Genomic DNA, 14,616 nt, shown 5'->3' on the forward strand with positions numbered 1-14,616 from the left:
CACTGGCTCGTCCGTTCCGCCGGAGGACCGCACATGAGGCATGTCCGAGTCGTGCTCCTGGCGCTGGCGCTCGCCGCCACGCCCACCCTGGCCGCGCCGAAGGAGGCCCGGCGCATCTCGTTGGACGTGACGCGGGCCAGCATTCACGACGTGCTGCGGATGCTCGCGGACGTGGGGCGCAAGAACCTGGTGGTGTCCGAGGACGTGAAGGGGACGGTGACGCTCACGCTGCGCAACGTGCCGTGGACGGAGGCGCTCGACGTGGTGCTGGCCTCGCACGGGCTGGGGATGGAGCAGCGGGGCAACATCCTGCGGGTGGCGCCGCTCAAGACGCTCCAGGAGGAGGCCGAGGCGCGCGTGAAGCTGAAGCAGGCCCGGGAGGAGTCGGCCCCGCTGCGCACCTTCCTCGTCCCCGTCAATTACGCGAGGGCGTCGGACCTGGTGCCGCACGTGAAGGCGGTGCTGTCACCGCGGGGCAGCGTGAGCGTGGACGCGCGGACGAACACGCTCATCATCACGGACGTGGAGGCGCCGAGGCTTCCGTAGCGTCCGGGGGGAAGCGGCCGTACCAGTCGAGGGAGAGCAGCACGTCGCCGCGCCAGGTGGCGTAGAGGTCGTGCTCCAGGTCCATGCCGGCGCGCGCGGTGAGGGTGAGGCCCACGGGTCCCAGCCGTCCGCGCCCGCCGAGCACCGTGCGCACGGGGAAGCGGGGGCCACCGGTGCGCAGGAAGGCCTCGGCTCCCGCCTGGACGCCGAGGAAGCCCTCGAGGCGCGGGCCGCCGAGGCCCACGAAGAGTCCCCCATGCGGCCCGAGGCCCACGTCGGCGGGGCCTCGCACGACGCCGAGGGCCGTGAGGCCGAGCTGGGCCGAGGCGGAGAAGGCGCCCTCGCCCGAGCCGAGCCGCCACTGCCCCGCGCCGCGCAGCTCGAGCACGCCGCTGCCCGGGTGGACGAAGAGCTCGCCGCCGAAGGCGGTGGGGCGGACGTCGGGCCCGGCGGGCCGGGCCAGGAGGAAGCCCACGCCGACACCCTGGGGCCCCGCGAACAGCGAGAGGCGCGAGTCATCCACCCGGCTCCGGGCGGTGAGGATGGGGGCCTCGGCGGCGGCCAGTGGGGCGAGCAGCAGCGCACCCGAGAAGACGAGGGCCCTCATGGGACGGTCACCTCCGTGCCGGGCACCTGGCGGATGTCATCGGCGCCGGTGCCCCGCCCCGCGAGGGCGGCGAGGAGGAAGCGCGAGAGCACCTCGGCGATGCGCTCGTGGGCGACGTCGAGCGGCGTCGCGGGGGTGCACCCGCCCGTCACGTCCTTCCGGTCGCTGACGGTGAACTGGTAGTGGGTGACGCCCTGGAGGACGGCGAACACCGAGGGGGGAGGGAGACGGGAGGCCTCGTCGCTGACTCGGGGGAGCGGGGCGGTGCAGTCGAGCTCCCCGGCCAGCGAGAGCGAGGGCACCGCGAGCGAGGGGACACGCCCGGCGTCGGCCGAATCGGGGTAGCTGGCGAGGAGGGCGAGCGCGGCGAAGTCCCCATCGAGCGCGAGCTTGCTGGCGACGACACCGCCGAGCGAGTGGCCGGCCACGGCGATGCGGGCGGGGTCCACGAGTCCCTGGAGGAGGGAGCCCTCGGGGGGTGAGGTGAGGAGCTCCCGGGCGAAGCGGCCATTGTCGGTGGCGGACAGGGCGAGGCCGAGCGGGTGGGAGGGGAGCGCGACGACGAAGCCGCGGGAGGCGAGGGCCTCGGCGAGCCAGAGGTAGTCCTCGGGGGCGACGAAGCCGCCGTGGAGGAAGACGAGCGCGGGGAGCCGCGAGCCCTCCGAGGGCCGGACGGGGCGGCCCTGGTCATCCGAGGGGAACACCACGCGCACGGGGACGAGGTCCGTGTGGCGGGCGCGCACCTGGAAGAGGGCCTCGGCGATGGGAGTGGGCTCGGAGCGCAGCAGCTGGCCGGACTCGGGCGCGGGGAGCGCGCAGCCGGAGAGGACGAGCCAGAGGGAGAGCAGGACGAGGGGCGCGGGGGCGGGCGTCATGCGGGGGACTCACGGGCAGGGCTCATGGTGGGCCCCTGTGTAAGAGCCGGGGGCGTGGTTCGCCAGGCCCGGCGCACGGGGACCTTCCGGGCTCGCTGCGCGCGAACTGGTCCGACTGTCGGACCAGTTGCCGGAAAACGCGCCCGGGAGGTCGCTGGCTCAGTCGCCCACGATGCCCACGCGGACGCGGTGGAGCTCGTTGCCGGTGGCCGCCTTGAGGGTGAAGTCGGCCACGTCCTCGGCGTAGACCTGACGGCCTCCCGTGGGGAGGGACTCGACGGCCGTGCGGTACTTGCCCGTCTTCACGCCGCTGGGCATGACGGGCGGGCACACCACCACCCAGTCCAGGCCGCTCTCCTGAAGAATCTGGAACGCGCCCCGGTGGTCCTCGAAGGCGTGACGCAGGAAGGGGGGCAGGCCGTGCTCCCCGGTGAGCCCTCCGGCCGGGTGTGGAAGCAGTCCGGCCGCGCCCACGGTGACGAGCCGTTGAACACCCTCGGTCTTCATGGCCGCGACGAGGGTGCGCGTGGCCTCGGTCACCACCGTCACCGCGTGCGTCACGTCCCGAGCCCCCAGCGCGCTCACCACCACCTCGGCGCCGCGCAGGGCCTCGGCCACGGCGGCCCCATCCTCCATGCTGCCCTTGCGCACGTGGAGCCGCCCGTGCTTGAGCCCCAGTCGTTGTGGGTCGCGGACGTACGCCGTCACCTCGTGCCCCTGCCCCAGCGCATCGTGCACCAGCGTGTGCCCGACGCGCCCCGTCGCTCCGAAGACCGTCAACCGCATGGGTGTCTCTCCTCCGTACGAACCGGGGCCCGGGTATATCCTCCTCGGTGCCAGGATGTCCGCACGCTGTGCGTCGTGAGGGGGGCTCACCGGGAGGACGGGCACCCCCGGGAGCGGCTTCCCAGGACTTGAGAGGACTGTGTCGGGCTCAGGTGGAGGGCCGCCTCAGTTCCTCCCGCAGCTCCTGGAGGGACTCACAGTTCCGCTCCACCGTGTGCTCCAGCATCGTCAGGCGCGTGCCGTGCTGGTCGAGACGCTCGCAGAGCTCTTTCCGGAGCGTGTTCACCTGTTCGTGCAGGGTCTCACGCAGTTGCACATCCCTCTTCTGGACCTCCTGCCGGAGATGCTGGATATCACTGGCCAGCTGGCGGTCGCGTACCTTGCTGTCGGCGGCCTCCTGCTCCACCTTGCGCGTCAGATCCTTGAGCTGCTGGTCCACGCGGTCCAGACGTTGGTCCACGCGGTCCAGACGTTGGTCCAATAGCGTCAGGATCCGCTGTTCTCCTGGCGTGAGGTTCTGCTCGTTCGTGCCCGTGAACACCGACGTGGAACTCTCCATCGACACACACCTCCTGTGCTGACTTCATGCGTAGGATGACCTTAGAGGTCACTACGAGTCAAGTCACTGGATGGGTCAGGTTCTCGGGGGCTCGACTTCTTCGGACAGACCCTCACCCCGTCCCTCTCCCGGAGGGAGAGGGGTTGGTGCTGGTGTTGGTGGGTGGGGTGGTTTGGGGCACTACTCGCCGACCAGCTTCGACTCCAGCTCGTCCAGCTCTCGCTTTACTCCCGCGTCCGTCTCGCGCAGCTTCTCCACCTTGCGCACCGCTGAAATCACCGTCGAGTGGTCCTTGTTGAACCTCGCCGCGATCTCCGGGAACGAACCCTTCGTCAGCTTCCGGCTCAGGTACATCGCCACCTGTCTCGCGTGCGCCAGCGCCTTGTGTCTCCGGTCCTCCTTCAGCGCCTCCACCGGCACCTTGTAGTACCTCGCCACCTCTCGCTGGATGCTCTCCACGTCCACCACCTGCCGCGTCGGCAGCACGTCCTTCAATACGTGCGACACGAAGTCCACCGTCACCGGTTGTCTCGACAGCGAGTGGATCGCGCTCACCTTCACCAGCGCCCCCTCCAGCTCCCTCACGTTCTTCTGGATCGCCCTCGCGATGAAGTGCGCCACCTCGTCCGGCAAATCCAACCCCTCCAGCGCCGCCTTCTTCTGCAGGATCGCCACCCGCGTCTCGAAGCTCGGCTCTTGAATATCCGTGATGAGCCCCATGCTGAACCGGCTCCTCAGCCGCTCCTCCAGCCCGGGCACCTCCGCCGGCACCATGTCGCTCGTCAGGATGATCGCCTTGCCCAGCTCGTGCAGCGTGTTGAACGTGTGGAAGAACTCCCGCTGCGTCTCTTCCTTCCGTCCCAGGAACTGCACGTCGTCGATCAGCAGCACGTCGCACTCGTCCCGGAACTTCCTCCGGAACTCCGGCATCCGCTGCTCTCGCACGCTCTCGATGTACTCGTTCGTGAACTGCTCGCTCGACAGGTACACCACCCGCTGCGTCGGATCCCTCTCCCAGATCTTGTTGCCAATGGCGTGCAGCAGGTGCGTCTTGCCCAGCCCCGTCCCTCCATACACGTAGAGCGGGTTGTAGGCCCGCCCCGGGCTCTCCGCCACCGCGTGCGCCGCCGCCGCCGCCAGCTGGTTGCTGTCCGCCACCACGAAGCTCTGGAACGTGAACCGCGCGTTCAACCGCGGCGGCCTCGCCCCTCCCGCCGACTTGACCTGCGGTGCGGGTTGCAGCGTCGGCGCCGGCGCCAGCCCCTCCACCACCTCGTACGCCAGTGACGTCGCCTCGTTCGTCACCTTCGCCAGCGTCGCCTCCATCAACGCCCGGTAATGGTCGTCCACCCAGTCCCGGTAGAACCGGTCCGGCACTCCCAGCACCAGCACGCCCTCGCGGACCTCCAAGGGCTGCATCCGGCCGATCCACCCCAGGGCATAGTCCCGCTTGTCCTGCCTCAGGCAGTCGAGCATCCGCTCCCAGAGATTCTCGGCACTTGGCGTGTGGGTCAGAGGTCGGGCGAGCGCGTTCACGAAGAGGCCTCCGGTGCGCTGGCGAACCGCCAGGCAGGGGGCCGTCCGTGCTAACAGCCCCCCCCAGGGCGATCAAGTTTGCCGCCCCAAACCCAGCGATTTCGCACCCCTACACCCACCCTCCTGATCGCAACCCCCGGCGCGGAATCCCCCACCCCCTCTCGTCGGTTCTCGCCCCCGTCACCCACCTCCACCCCGCTTCACCCCGGGTGTGGGGCGCAAAACCGGGACGGACCGTCAGGTCCGGACACCCCGGAGTGATCCGACATTGACTTGGGTGGGAGATCGGGTTACGAGCGCCGCCTTCCTCAGTCTCGTGGATAAGGGTGCCCGCCTCCCGGGCGAGCGCCACGTTGTCCCAGGAGTTCTGCCGTGTCCAAGCGCACCTACCAGCCGTCGAAGATCAAGCGCAACCGCACCCACGGGTTCCGCAAGCGCAACTCCACCCGGGCGGGCCAGGACGTGCTCAGCCGCCGCCGCGCCAAGGGCCGTAAGCGCCTCGTGGTGTCCGCGTACAAGAAGTAGCCGGGACTTGCTCGTGACGGCCGAGGGCCAGGCGCCTGCTCGCGATGAGCGCTTCCCCAAGGCTGTCCGCCTGCTCCGGCGGCGCGAGTTCCTCGAGGTCCAGGAGGGTGGTCAGAAGATTCCTTCCGACTGCCTCCTGGGGCTCGCCAGGCCCAACGGCAAGCCGTATTCCCGCGTGGGCCTCACCGTTTCCAGCAAGGTGGGCAATGCCGTGGTGCGTGCCCGCCTGCGTCGGCTCCTGCGCGAGCTCTTCCGCAAGCGTCGGGCGCAATGGCCTCCGGGTGTCGACGTAGTCCTGGTCGTGCGCCAGTCCGCCAAGGACGCTTCCTTCCCGGAGATGTCGCGGGCCTTCGATGGAGTCACCCGCAAGCTGCAGAGGCTGTTTCCGTCAGGCCCCCGGGAGTCCGCCCGATGAGCCCGCTCGCCTACCTGCTCGCGTTGCCCATCCGCTTCTACAAGCGGTTCCTCTCGCCGTTGCTTCCCCCGGCCTGCCGCTTCCACCCCACCTGCTCCGTGTACGCCCTGGAGGCGCTCCAGAAGCACGGCGCCCTTCGCGGCCTCCGCCTCACCCTCTGGCGCCTCCTGCGTTGCCAGCCCTTCCATCCGGGCGGCTTCGACCCGGTGCCTTGACCTCCCCCTCCCTATGAACGATCTCGATCCGCTCTCGCCCAACTCGGCCGACTCGCAGCGGCGACTCCTGACAGCCCTCGCGCTCGCGATGGTGCTCACCTTCGCCTACACCTTCTTCTTCGCGCCCAAGGGGACTCCCCCCGAGGCCGGCGCCCAGGACGGAGGGCAGGTCGCGGCCGTCTCGGATGGGGGCACTCCCGCTCCCTCGACGGGCACCGCCGCCGCGCCGCCGCCGCCGTCCGGGGGTGAGTCCGCCGGGGGCCCCGCGGTGGCCAATGCCGACGCCGCGCCGCCTCCGCCGGTGCGCACCCTGGATGCCAGGCGCGAGTCGGCGCACTACACCTTCTCCTCGCAGGGCGCGGGCCTGTCCTCGGCCGTGCTCCAGGGCGAGAAGATGCGCGAGCAGCAGCACCTCTCGCTCGCCGACGGCTACAAGCTGCTCTTCGGCGGCCAGGTGCCTCCGCCGCCGCAGATGAACCTGGCGCAGCCCATGGCCGGCCAGCCCCTGCCGCTCGCCGTCTCCATCGACGGCCCCTCCGCCCTGTCGGCCGACACCCGCTACGCGGTGAGCGAGGACAGTGGCGATGGCCGCGTCACCTTCACCGCTCGCCAGGGGCCGTGGGAGGTGACGAAGACGCTCGTGTGGCCCAAGGAGGGCTTCGAGCTGGCCTACACCGTCCAGGTGAAGAACACCTCGGCGCAGCCTCTCACCGGCGAGCTGTCGGTGCACTACAACCGCGCCATCAACCCCGAGTCCGAGCACGCCCCCTCCTTCTTCGGCGGCGTGGGCAACCTCAGCTACGCCTCGTGCCACGTGGGCGAGGAGAAGCACAAGCTGGGGCCGGACCAGAGTCAGCCCGACCCCGAGACGCTGCGCGGCCCGGTGCACTTCTTCGGCGTCGACCAGCAGTACTTCCTCTCGGCGCTCTACCCGCTGGATGGCGCCCAGCAGGGCCGCTGCTCGCTGGTGGGCACCCCCGAGGCGCGCGCCGTCGTCGCCAGTTTCCCCCTCACCGCCGGCCCCGGACAGACGGTGACGTACCGCTTCGGCGGGTACTTCGGGCCCAAAGAGCCGGAGCTGCTCGACGTGGTGCCCGGCCAGGCCCTGCGCCAGAGCGCGGGCCTCACCAGCGTCGCCGCCAACCCGCAGCTCGGTGAGACGGTCGACTACGGCTGGTGGGCCGCCATCGCCAAGCTGCTCGTCACGGTGATGAAGTTCTTCCACAACCTCACCGGCAACTGGGGCGTGGCCATCATCCTCCTCACCGTGCTGGTGAAGACGCTGCTGCTGCCCCTCACCCATCGCTCCATGGTCAGCATGGAGGCCATGAAGAAGCTCCAGCCGCGCGTCGAGGAGCTGCGCAAGAAGTACGCGGACGACCGCGAGCGCCAGAACATGGAGATGATGAAGCTCTATCAGGAGGCCAAGGTGAACCCGCTCGGCGGCTGCCTCCCGATGCTCATCCAGATGCCCGTCTGGTTCGCCCTCTTCACCGCCCTGCGCAACAGCTACGACATCTACCAGGAGCCCTTCTTCGGCCCCGTCTGGCGCGACCTCACCTACAAGGATCCCACCTACCTGCTGCCGCTCGCCCTGGGCGTCAGCATGATCATCACCCAGAAGCTCCAGCCGCAGATGGGCGACCCCACCCAGGCGAAGATCATGACCTGGTTCGTCCCCATCATCTTCAGCCTCACGCTGCTCAACTACCCGGCCGGTCTCGCGCTCTACATCTTCACCAACAACATCCTCTCCATCGCCCAGCAGTACGGCCTGCGGAAGTGGTTGGAGAAGCGCGGCGGCGGTGACGGCGGGCTTCCGGCGGGCACGGCCACGGCCACCGCGGGAGGCAAGCGCAAGTGAGCGACGCGCAGGCACCCGAGGCCCTCCCGGCCGGCAATGGCTCGGACTTCCGCGCCCGCGTGGAGCGGCTCCTCACCGACATCCTCGGGTTGATGGGCTTCCCCGCCCGCATCGACTTCAAGGACGCCAGCGATGGCAGCCTCTCCGTCGCCCTCCACTTCCAGGGCGAGCCGCCCCCGGGCGTGGAGCCCGGCAAGCGCAGCCAGGTGGTGGACTCGATGCAGTTCCTCCTCAACAAGATGCTCCACCGCCCCGGCACCGAGCGGCGCTTCGTGCTCGTGGGCGCGGGCATCCACCCGGAGCCTCGCAGCGAGCGGTTGAAGCGCGAGCAGGCCGCCGCCGCCACGCAGGCCCCGGCGGCTCCGGCTCCGCAGCCCCAGCCCGCCCCCCAGCCGAGGGCCCAGCCCCAGGCTCCCGCCCCCAGGCAGGAGAAGGCTCCCGCCCGCGCTCAGGCCCCGGCCCCCCGGCAGGAGAAGGCCCCGGCCGCCCCCGCCCGCCCGTCCGATTCCGACGAGCGCTCCCTCGAGGTGGCCGAGGACCCCGCTCTGCGCGAGGTGGCTCGCAAGCTCGCCGAGAAGTCGGCCTCGCTCGGTCGCTTCTACGCCCTCGTTAACGTGAAACAAGAAGACCGCGCGCGCGTCATGAAGGCGGTAGAGGGCGTTCCGGGTGTGAAGGTCTCTTGCGAGGGCGAGGGCCGCAACCGGCGCGTCGTGTTCACCCCGGCCAAGCCTGCCCCGCTCCCCAAGCGGAGCATGCTGCCGGAGGACGATGACGAGGATGACCTCGAGGGCTGAACCGCCTCGCGGTCCACCGACGAAAGGGCATGCAATGGGCAAGGCCAAGTCGCTCAAGGACAAGCTGTACGGCGCGGCCGTGCTGAAGATGAGCTTCCGGCTGCGCGGGGACGAGGACTCCCCTGCCTTCAAGTTCGTGTACCCCGGCGTTCTCAGGGACCTCGAGCTGGAGGACGCGTCCGTCGAGAAGTACATCGAGGAGAACCGCGAGGCCGTCGAGCGCGCCGCTCGGGGCTCCACTCCCGCTCAGGGCGCCCGGGAGTGACCTCCCTCCGGGGAGCCTTCGGGACGGCCGCCCCCGTGGCCGTCGTGCCGGAGGCTTCCTCGCCCCAGGGCTCGTCCCGTCCGTGTTCGTGACGTCCGACGCATGAGTTCCCCTCCCGCGACCCTCGCCGCGCTCGCCACCGCTCCCGCCGCCGGCGCCGTGGGCATCCTCCGCCTCTCCGGGCCCGCCGCGCTCGAGGCCGGACGGTTGCTCGCCCCCGGCGTCCCTCTCTCCCCCACCCCCCGCCACGCCTACCTGGCTTCCTTCGTCGATGCCTCCGGCTCCGTGCTCGACGAGGGCCTCTTCCTCTTCTTCCGCGCACCCCACTCGTTCACCGGCGAGGACGTCGTCGAGCTCCAGGCCCATGGCAGCCCCAGGCTCCTGCGCATGTTGCTCGCTCGGGCCCTCGAGCACCCCGCCGTGCGCCTCGCCGGGCCCGGTGAGTTCACCCGCCGCGCCTTCCTTAATGGCCGCATCGACCTCACCCGCGCCGAGGCCGTCGCCGACCTCGTCGCCGCCGACTCCGAGGCCGCCGTCCGTGCCGCCGCCTCTGGCCTCGTGGGCGCGCTGACCGCTCGCGTTCGCGCCCTCGAGGAGCCGCTGCGTTCCCTCCATGCCGACCTGGAGGGCGTGCTGAATTTCCCCGAGGAGGCCGAGGGCGCCGATGACGGCGCGGAGTCGCGTGTCGCCGAGCTGCGCGCCTCCGCCGATGCCTTGCTCGCCGAGGTGGGTCGTGGACGCCTTGTTCGCCGTGGCGCTCGCGTCGCCCTCTACGGGCCCGTCAATGCCGGCAAGTCCACCTTGTTCAACCGGCTCGTGGGCGAGGAGCGCGCCCTCGTCGATGACGAGCCCGGGACCACTCGCGATGTCCTGGAGGCCCGCGTCGAGTGGGACGGGCTCGCCGTGTCCCTGCTCGATACCGCGGGTCTTCGTGAGGCTCCCGGGCGCATCGAGGCCCTGGGCATTGCTCGCACCCGTGAGGTACTCGCCTCCGTCGACCTCGCCGTGCTCGTCCTTCCTCCCGGCTCCAGGGCGGCAGAGGCCCGACAGTGGCTCCTCGAGGCCGGGGCCACTCCGGTTCTTCGTGTCTCGGGCAAGTGTGACGTGGTCCTCGGGGGAGACCCTCACCCTGACCCTCTCCCAGAGGGAGAGGGGATTGACTCGGGCTCAACCCCGGGGACACGTACCCTCTCCCCGTCCCTCTCCCGGAGGGAGAGGGGTGATGGGGGCGATGGGTTGCTTGTGAGTGGACTCACAGGTCAGGGCGTCGAGGCTCTTCGCTCCTCTGTCCTCTCCCGCTTGTGGGGCGGTGGTGCCCCCTCCGCCGTCGCCCTCGTCTCCGAACGGCATGCCGATGCCCTCCGGCGCACCGCGGACGCCCTCTCCCGCGCCCAGCTCGCCTGCCGCTTCTCCTCCCTCGAGGTCGTCTCCGGTGAGCTCGGTCTCGCCCTCGAGGCCCTCGGCGAGGTCTCCGGTACCTCCGTCTTCGACGCCCTCCTCGACGCCATCTTCCAGCGCTTCTGCATCGGAAAGTAGACACCTCCTCCCAGCCCAGGGGGATGTCAGACCCCTCCCTAGAATGCGTCCCCTGCCCGGCTCACTCGAGCCGGAGGAGGACAGGGTGATTCCGATGTGCAACAGCCAGGCGGCGTACTCGGCTCTCGAGGCGCTGCCCATGGGATGGGTGGGAGAGATCCTCGACGAGGAGCTGGTGGCTTCGCCCCGGCCGGCGCCAGGTCAGGCCCGTGCCGCTTTCATGTTGGGTGTGGAGCTCGGTGAACGGCTCGATCCTCGGCGCGGTGGGTCCGGGCGCTGGTGCTTCCTCCGCGCTCCCGAGCTGCGGCTCGGCCGTGATGTGCTCGTGCCGGACCTCGCCGGCTGGCGCCGCGACAGGCTCTCCGAGGCCCCAGCTCCCGAGGAGCCGTTCCTCACCCTCGCGCCAGATTGGATCTGCGAGGTGCTCGCTCCCTCCACCGCCGCGCTCGACCGCACCCGCAAGCTGCCGGCCTACGCTCGCGCCGGCGTCTCTCACGTGTGGCTCGTCGATCCCTCCGCCCGCACGCTCGAGGTCTTCCAGCGCGTCAAGCGCGGCTGGCTCCTCGTCGACTCCTTCGAGGGCGACGCCATCGTCCGCGCCGAGCCCTTCTCCTCGCTCCCCCTGGAGCTCACCTCGCTGTGGCTACCCAGCGAGCCGCACCTGGAGGTGGTGCGCTGAGGGCATGAGGCCCGGGGCGCCCCCGCTCACCGCGAGCAGCCGGGGCGCCTCCTCCGCCGTGCTCACCAGCCGGCGCACCGCCCTCAGCATCAGGTCCGTGTCCAACGGCGCCGCCAGGAAGCCTCGCGCCCCCAGCGCCTGCGCCTTCAACACGTCCTGCTCCGGCACCTTGCCCGCCACCAGCAGCTGCGCCCTCGGCCGCCGCTCCAGCGCCTCCAGCGAGGGCAGCGGCGCCAGCACCACCGCGCTCTCGTGCGCCGCCAGCACCTCCTGCGTGCTCGCCATCCCCGCCGCGAAGCCCGCCTCCCCCAGCACCTTCACCAGCCCCGCCGCCGCCGCCGCTCCCCAGCCGTAGATGAGCACCGCGCCCTCCGTGTCCCGCGCCTCCGGCTCCACCTGCTCCGTCAGCTCCAGCAGCTCCGCCAGCTCCTCCACGTCCAACGGCTCCAGCAGCGGCAGCTCCAGCGCCTCCTGGTGCGGGTTCAGGTCCGGCAGCACGATGGTGCGCGCCGCGAAGAGCGGCTCCGCCTCCAAGTGTCCTCCCTCCGTCAGCGCCGCCATGCAGTCCTGGTTCAGCTGCATGTCCGCGTCCGCCTCCGGCAGCGAGATGGCCTCCTGCTCCGGCCGCCTCGCCGTCTCGCCCTCCTCCGGGTACAGCCGCGCGATGGCTCGCGAGATGGCCGCGTCCGTCGCCAGCCTCGGCACCACGCGCAGCTTGCGCGTCACGCTTCGCACCGCGTCCAGCGAGTGCATGCTCGCCGGCGCGGCGATCGCCACCACCAGCACCGTGTCCCTCGGGCCCTCCAGCTTCAGCGGCACCACCCGGTGCATCTCCGCCAGCCGCCGCGGCAACAGCTTCGCCAGGCTCGCATCCAACGGCTCCGCGTCCAGCGTCACCGCCGGCACCCCCGTCTGCTGCGCCAGCGCTCCCAGCACCTGCTCCACCGAGCAGAAGCGCAGGTCCACCACCACCTGCCCCAACGGCACGCCCCACTTGCGTTGGTAGGCCAGGGCCGACTGCAACTGCAGCTCGTCCACCGCCCCCATCTCCAACAGGATTTCCCCCAGGCGCTTCTTCGTCCTCATTGGCTGGCCCCCTCGCGTGCCGCTGCAACGCTCGGTCCCCCCCGGACCCGTTCCATCGGCGTCCATTCCTGTAGGACATTTTCACGTCCCATGTCTTCCGCCTTCGCGCCACGTGCTTTCTTGTTGGCGCCAGTTCCCGTCTGCCTTTGATGGGCTGTCTGGTTAATCCGGGGGTGGGACGCGGCCAGTGTCGGCTTCCGGACGGCCGGGGTCCGCGTGAGGGGGTGGGCTTCCGTTCGCCCGTCTCTCCCCGGCTCGTGCACGGCTGGTCACGTTTGATGCTGGGGCCACGGCTCGCTCATCCCGCATCGGGGACGGCTCGGGGGCCACCCGGGGGCGCTCATGGACACCACGGTGGGTGTAGCGAGAGTGGGTACCTATGCCCAGATGGGAACCTGGCCGTGGGGGCAGCGAGCGCTGACCCGCATCGCCGAGCAGAGGGCGCTCTGCCAGGAGATGGCGACGCGTCCCAACGCGGCCCCCAACGCGGCGGAGCTGGCCCGGGAGGCGCGCGGACACCTCGACCGGGCCACCCAGGCCGCCGACCAGAAGCGGCCTCCCTGGGGCCGCAGCGGCGTGTTCATCGACACCGTCGAGACGAACCTCCACGCGGCCCACTGCTTGATGCTGCGGTACATGCCCCTGGGGGACCTGGAGGCACGGCTGCCCGAGCTCATCTCCTCCATCCGGGAGCATCTCCCCGCGCAGGATCCGCGCCGGGTGGCGGTCGAGGAGCTGCTGCGCGCTGCCCAGGCCTCTCCCCTGTTGGCCGAGTCGAAGCGCGAGACCGTCATCACCGCCGTCCAGGCCGCCCTGGAGGCGCGGGAGCGCGAGTACCTGCGCGTGCGCAGCTTCCGCAACATCGTGTACGGCGTCACCGTCTGTCTCACGCTGCTCGCCGTCGGGCTCGGGAGCTTCATGGCCGTCAACCCGAGCGTCATGCCCATCTGCTTCCAGCCCGAGAACCGGATCGTCTGTCCCACGGCGAGCCAGCCCTATGCCGGGCGCGTGGAGGACCCCGACCCCATGTTCGCCGAGCTCGCGAAGCGCTCGGACTACTTCGTCATCGAGCTGGTGGGGCTCATCGCCGCCGCCGTGGCCGCCGCCGCGAGCCTGCGGCAGCTCCGGGGCACCGCCGTCCCCTACAGCGTCCCCCTGGCCCTCGCGCTCCTCAAGCTGCCCACCGGCGCCTTGACCGCTGTCCTCGGGCTGCTCCTCATGCGCGGCGAGTTCATCCCCGGCCTGTCCGCGCTCGATACGTCGGCGCAGATCATCTCCTGGGCCGTCGTCTTCGGCTACGCCCAGCAGCTGTTCACCCGGCTCGTCGACGAGCGCGGCCAGGCCCTCCTCAACGCCGTGGGCGGCGCGGAGAATGCCACGCTCATGGACCAGCGGATGTCCCCGACTCCGGGCATGAAGTCCTGAGGCCCGGTGACGCCCGCGTGCGTCTCTCCGGCCGACTACCTCGTTTCCGTTCCGGCGAACGGTGAGGTGGTCTTGAAAGCGGACCTGTTGGAGTAGGCACGCACGGCCTCCTCGCCCGCCCAGCGCACGGGAGGGAGGGGGCTGATTTGCGCCGCGAGGCGGGAGCACCCAGCGTGTCCCGGGGCAACGCAGTGGACGCACGCTCATGGAGGCGGCACATGCGAATCCTGGTGATTGGTGCGACGGGGACCATCGGGCAGGCCATCGTGCGGGCGCTCAAGGGGCGCCACGAGGTGCTGGAGGCGGCTCGCAGCCATGGCACCCATCGGGTGGACATCACCTCGAAGGACTCGTTGCTCCAACTCTTCCGGTCCGTCGGGCCCGTCGATGCGCTCATCTCCGCGACCGGCTCCGCCGCCTTCAAGCCCCTCACGCAGCTGGGGGACGAGGACTTCCAGCTCAGCCTCGGCAACAAGCTGATGGGCCAGGTGAATGTCGCGCGGCTCGGGCTCGAACACGTGCGCGATGGGGGCTCCATCACCCTCACCAGCGGCGTGCTCGCGCAGGAGCCGATGCCGGGCACCTCCGCCATCGCGCTCGTCAACGCGGCGCTCGAGGGCTTCACGCGCGCGGCGGCACTGGAGATGCCGCGCGGGGTGCGCATCAACGTCGTCAGCCCGCCCTGGGTGAACGAGACGCTCGCGGCGCTCGGGATGAAGGGCGTGCCGGGCATGCCCGCGGCCCAGGTGGCGCGTGCCTACGTGGAGAGCGTGGAGGGCAAGGGCAACGGGCAGGTGCTCGACGCTCGCAAGTTCGCCTGAGGCGGAGCCGGTGACGGCGGTGCCCCCGGTCGTGCTCGCCGTACGCCGACACCCCGAAAGAGGGCTTCTCTTCCTGCCTCGC

Annotated in this window: 17 protein-coding genes; 11 read left to right on the plus strand and 6 right to left on the minus strand. The window is 70.8% G+C overall.

Annotated elements, in window-relative coordinates:
• Positions 1 to 33: 33 nt before the first annotated feature.
• Positions 34 to 546 (plus strand): secretin and TonB N-terminal domain-containing protein, encoded by a 513-nt coding sequence (locus JRI60_RS52590; RefSeq protein WP_204223704.1) that lies wholly within the window; start codon positions 34 to 36, stop codon positions 544 to 546.
• Here JRI60_RS52590 and JRI60_RS52595 read toward each other — a convergent pair.
• The 5 genes from JRI60_RS52595 to dnaA form a co-directional block, all read right to left on the minus strand.
• Positions 515 to 1,153 (minus strand): hypothetical protein, encoded by a 639-nt coding sequence (locus tag JRI60_RS52595; protein WP_204223705.1) that lies wholly within the window; start codon positions 1,151 to 1,153, stop codon positions 515 to 517. The genes JRI60_RS52590 and JRI60_RS52595 overlap by 32 nt on opposite strands.
• Positions 1,150 to 2,028, minus strand: coding sequence for an alpha/beta fold hydrolase (locus tag JRI60_RS52600; protein WP_204223706.1), 879 nt, complete (start codon positions 2,026 to 2,028; stop codon positions 1,150 to 1,152). The genes JRI60_RS52595 and JRI60_RS52600 overlap by 4 nt, the downstream gene beginning before the upstream one ends.
• 159 nt (positions 2,029 to 2,187) lie before the next feature.
• Positions 2,188 to 2,814, minus strand: coding sequence for an NAD(P)-dependent oxidoreductase (locus JRI60_RS52605; protein ID WP_204223707.1), 627 nt, complete (start codon positions 2,812 to 2,814; stop codon positions 2,188 to 2,190).
• A gap of 148 nt (positions 2,815 to 2,962) precedes the next feature.
• Positions 2,963 to 3,373 carry a hypothetical protein gene (locus JRI60_RS52610; protein WP_204223708.1) on the minus strand — a complete coding sequence of 137 codons (411 nt, stop codon included), beginning with the start codon at positions 3,371 to 3,373 and terminating at the stop codon, positions 2,963 to 2,965.
• A gap of 180 nt (positions 3,374 to 3,553) precedes the next feature.
• Positions 3,554 to 4,909, minus strand: coding sequence for a chromosomal replication initiator protein DnaA (gene dnaA, locus JRI60_RS52615; protein ID WP_204223709.1), 1,356 nt, complete (start codon positions 4,907 to 4,909; stop codon positions 3,554 to 3,556).
• A gap of 372 nt (positions 4,910 to 5,281) precedes the next feature.
• On the opposite strand from dnaA, the gene rpmH reads away from it, so the two are divergent.
• From rpmH to JRI60_RS52655, 8 genes are all read left to right on the plus strand, one after another.
• Positions 5,282 to 5,434 carry a 50S ribosomal protein L34 gene (gene rpmH, locus JRI60_RS52620; protein ID WP_002621386.1) on the plus strand — a complete coding sequence of 51 codons (153 nt, stop codon included), beginning with the start codon at positions 5,282 to 5,284 and terminating at the stop codon, positions 5,432 to 5,434.
• A 13-nt stretch (positions 5,435 to 5,447) separates the two neighbouring features.
• Entirely contained in the window at positions 5,448 to 5,849 is a 402-nt protein-coding gene (gene rnpA, locus JRI60_RS52625; protein WP_204229486.1) for a ribonuclease P protein component, read from the plus strand.
• Positions 5,846 to 6,064 (plus strand): membrane protein insertion efficiency factor YidD, encoded by a 219-nt coding sequence (gene yidD, locus JRI60_RS52630; protein ID WP_204223710.1) that lies wholly within the window; start codon positions 5,846 to 5,848, stop codon positions 6,062 to 6,064. The genes rnpA and yidD overlap by 4 nt, the downstream gene beginning before the upstream one ends.
• A 13-nt stretch (positions 6,065 to 6,077) precedes the next feature.
• On the plus strand, positions 6,078 to 7,928 hold the full coding sequence (gene yidC / locus JRI60_RS52635) for a membrane protein insertase YidC (protein WP_204223711.1): 1,851 nt from the start codon (positions 6,078 to 6,080) through the stop codon (positions 7,926 to 7,928).
• Positions 7,925 to 8,722 (plus strand): hypothetical protein, encoded by a 798-nt coding sequence (locus JRI60_RS52640; protein WP_204223712.1) that lies wholly within the window; start codon positions 7,925 to 7,927, stop codon positions 8,720 to 8,722. The genes yidC and JRI60_RS52640 overlap by 4 nt, the downstream gene beginning before the upstream one ends.
• 34 nt (positions 8,723 to 8,756) lie before the next feature.
• Entirely contained in the window at positions 8,757 to 8,987 is a 231-nt protein-coding gene (locus JRI60_RS52645) for a hypothetical protein (RefSeq protein WP_204223713.1), read from the plus strand.
• A gap of 102 nt (positions 8,988 to 9,089) precedes the next feature.
• Positions 9,090 to 10,523 carry a tRNA modification GTPase gene (locus JRI60_RS52650; protein ID WP_204223714.1) on the plus strand — a complete coding sequence of 478 codons (1,434 nt, stop codon included), beginning with the start codon at positions 9,090 to 9,092 and terminating at the stop codon, positions 10,521 to 10,523.
• 94 nt (positions 10,524 to 10,617) lie between these two features.
• Positions 10,618 to 11,202, plus strand: a complete 585-nt coding sequence (locus JRI60_RS52655; RefSeq protein WP_204229487.1) for a Uma2 family endonuclease — start codon at positions 10,618 to 10,620, stop codon at positions 11,200 to 11,202.
• On the opposite strand, the gene JRI60_RS54930 is transcribed toward JRI60_RS52655, so the two are convergent.
• The gene (locus tag JRI60_RS54930) at positions 11,167 to 12,288 is read right to left on the minus strand and encodes a general secretion pathway protein GspE (protein WP_204223715.1); all 1,122 of its coding nucleotides are present in this window, start codon (positions 12,286 to 12,288) and stop codon (positions 11,167 to 11,169) included. The two genes, JRI60_RS52655 and JRI60_RS54930, sit on opposite strands and share 36 nt — an antisense overlap.
• A 369-nt stretch (positions 12,289 to 12,657) precedes the next feature.
• Between JRI60_RS54930 and JRI60_RS52665 the strand changes: the two genes are divergently transcribed.
• Complete coding sequence (locus JRI60_RS52665; RefSeq protein WP_204223716.1) at positions 12,658 to 13,713, plus strand: hypothetical protein; 1,056 nt, start codon at positions 12,658 to 12,660, stop codon at positions 13,711 to 13,713.
• A 218-nt stretch (positions 13,714 to 13,931) separates the two neighbouring features.
• The gene (locus JRI60_RS52670; protein ID WP_204223717.1) at positions 13,932 to 14,534 is read left to right on the plus strand and encodes a short chain dehydrogenase; all 603 of its coding nucleotides are present in this window, start codon (positions 13,932 to 13,934) and stop codon (positions 14,532 to 14,534) included.
• Positions 14,535 to 14,616: the final 82 nt, after the last annotated feature.

It is taken from the genome of Archangium violaceum (assembly GCF_016887565.1).
Lineage (GTDB): Bacteria > Myxococcota > Myxococcia > Myxococcales > Myxococcaceae > Archangium > Archangium violaceum_B.

Bases quoted from the DNA above. Each gene is read 5' to 3' on its own strand.
- JRI60_RS52590 (WP_204223704.1), top strand. From the start codon at position 34: ATGAGGCATGTCCGAGTCGTGCTCCTGGCGCTGGCGCTCGCCGCCACG.
- JRI60_RS52595 (WP_204223705.1), bottom strand. From the start codon at position 1,153: ATGAGGGCCCTCGTCTTCTCGGGTGCGCTGCTGCTCGCCCCACTGGCC.
- JRI60_RS52600 (WP_204223706.1), bottom strand. From the start codon at position 2,028: ATGACGCCCGCCCCCGCGCCCCTCGTCCTGCTCTCCCTCTGGCTCGTC.
- JRI60_RS52605 (WP_204223707.1), bottom strand. From the start codon at position 2,814: ATGCGGTTGACGGTCTTCGGAGCGACGGGGCGCGTCGGGCACACGCTG.
- JRI60_RS52610 (WP_204223708.1), bottom strand. From the start codon at position 3,373: ATGGAGAGTTCCACGTCGGTGTTCACGGGCACGAACGAGCAGAACCTC.
- yidD (WP_204223710.1), top strand. From the start codon at position 5,846: ATGAGCCCGCTCGCCTACCTGCTCGCGTTGCCCATCCGCTTCTACAAG.
- yidC (WP_204223711.1), top strand. From the start codon at position 6,078: ATGAACGATCTCGATCCGCTCTCGCCCAACTCGGCCGACTCGCAGCGG.
- JRI60_RS52645 (WP_204223713.1), top strand. From the start codon at position 8,757: ATGGGCAAGGCCAAGTCGCTCAAGGACAAGCTGTACGGCGCGGCCGTG.
- JRI60_RS52650 (WP_204223714.1), top strand. From the start codon at position 9,090: ATGAGTTCCCCTCCCGCGACCCTCGCCGCGCTCGCCACCGCTCCCGCC.
- JRI60_RS52655 (WP_204229487.1), top strand. From the start codon at position 10,618: ATGTGCAACAGCCAGGCGGCGTACTCGGCTCTCGAGGCGCTGCCCATG.
- JRI60_RS54930 (WP_204223715.1), bottom strand. From the start codon at position 12,288: ATGAGGACGAAGAAGCGCCTGGGGGAAATCCTGTTGGAGATGGGGGCG.
- JRI60_RS52670 (WP_204223717.1), top strand. From the start codon at position 13,932: ATGCGAATCCTGGTGATTGGTGCGACGGGGACCATCGGGCAGGCCATC.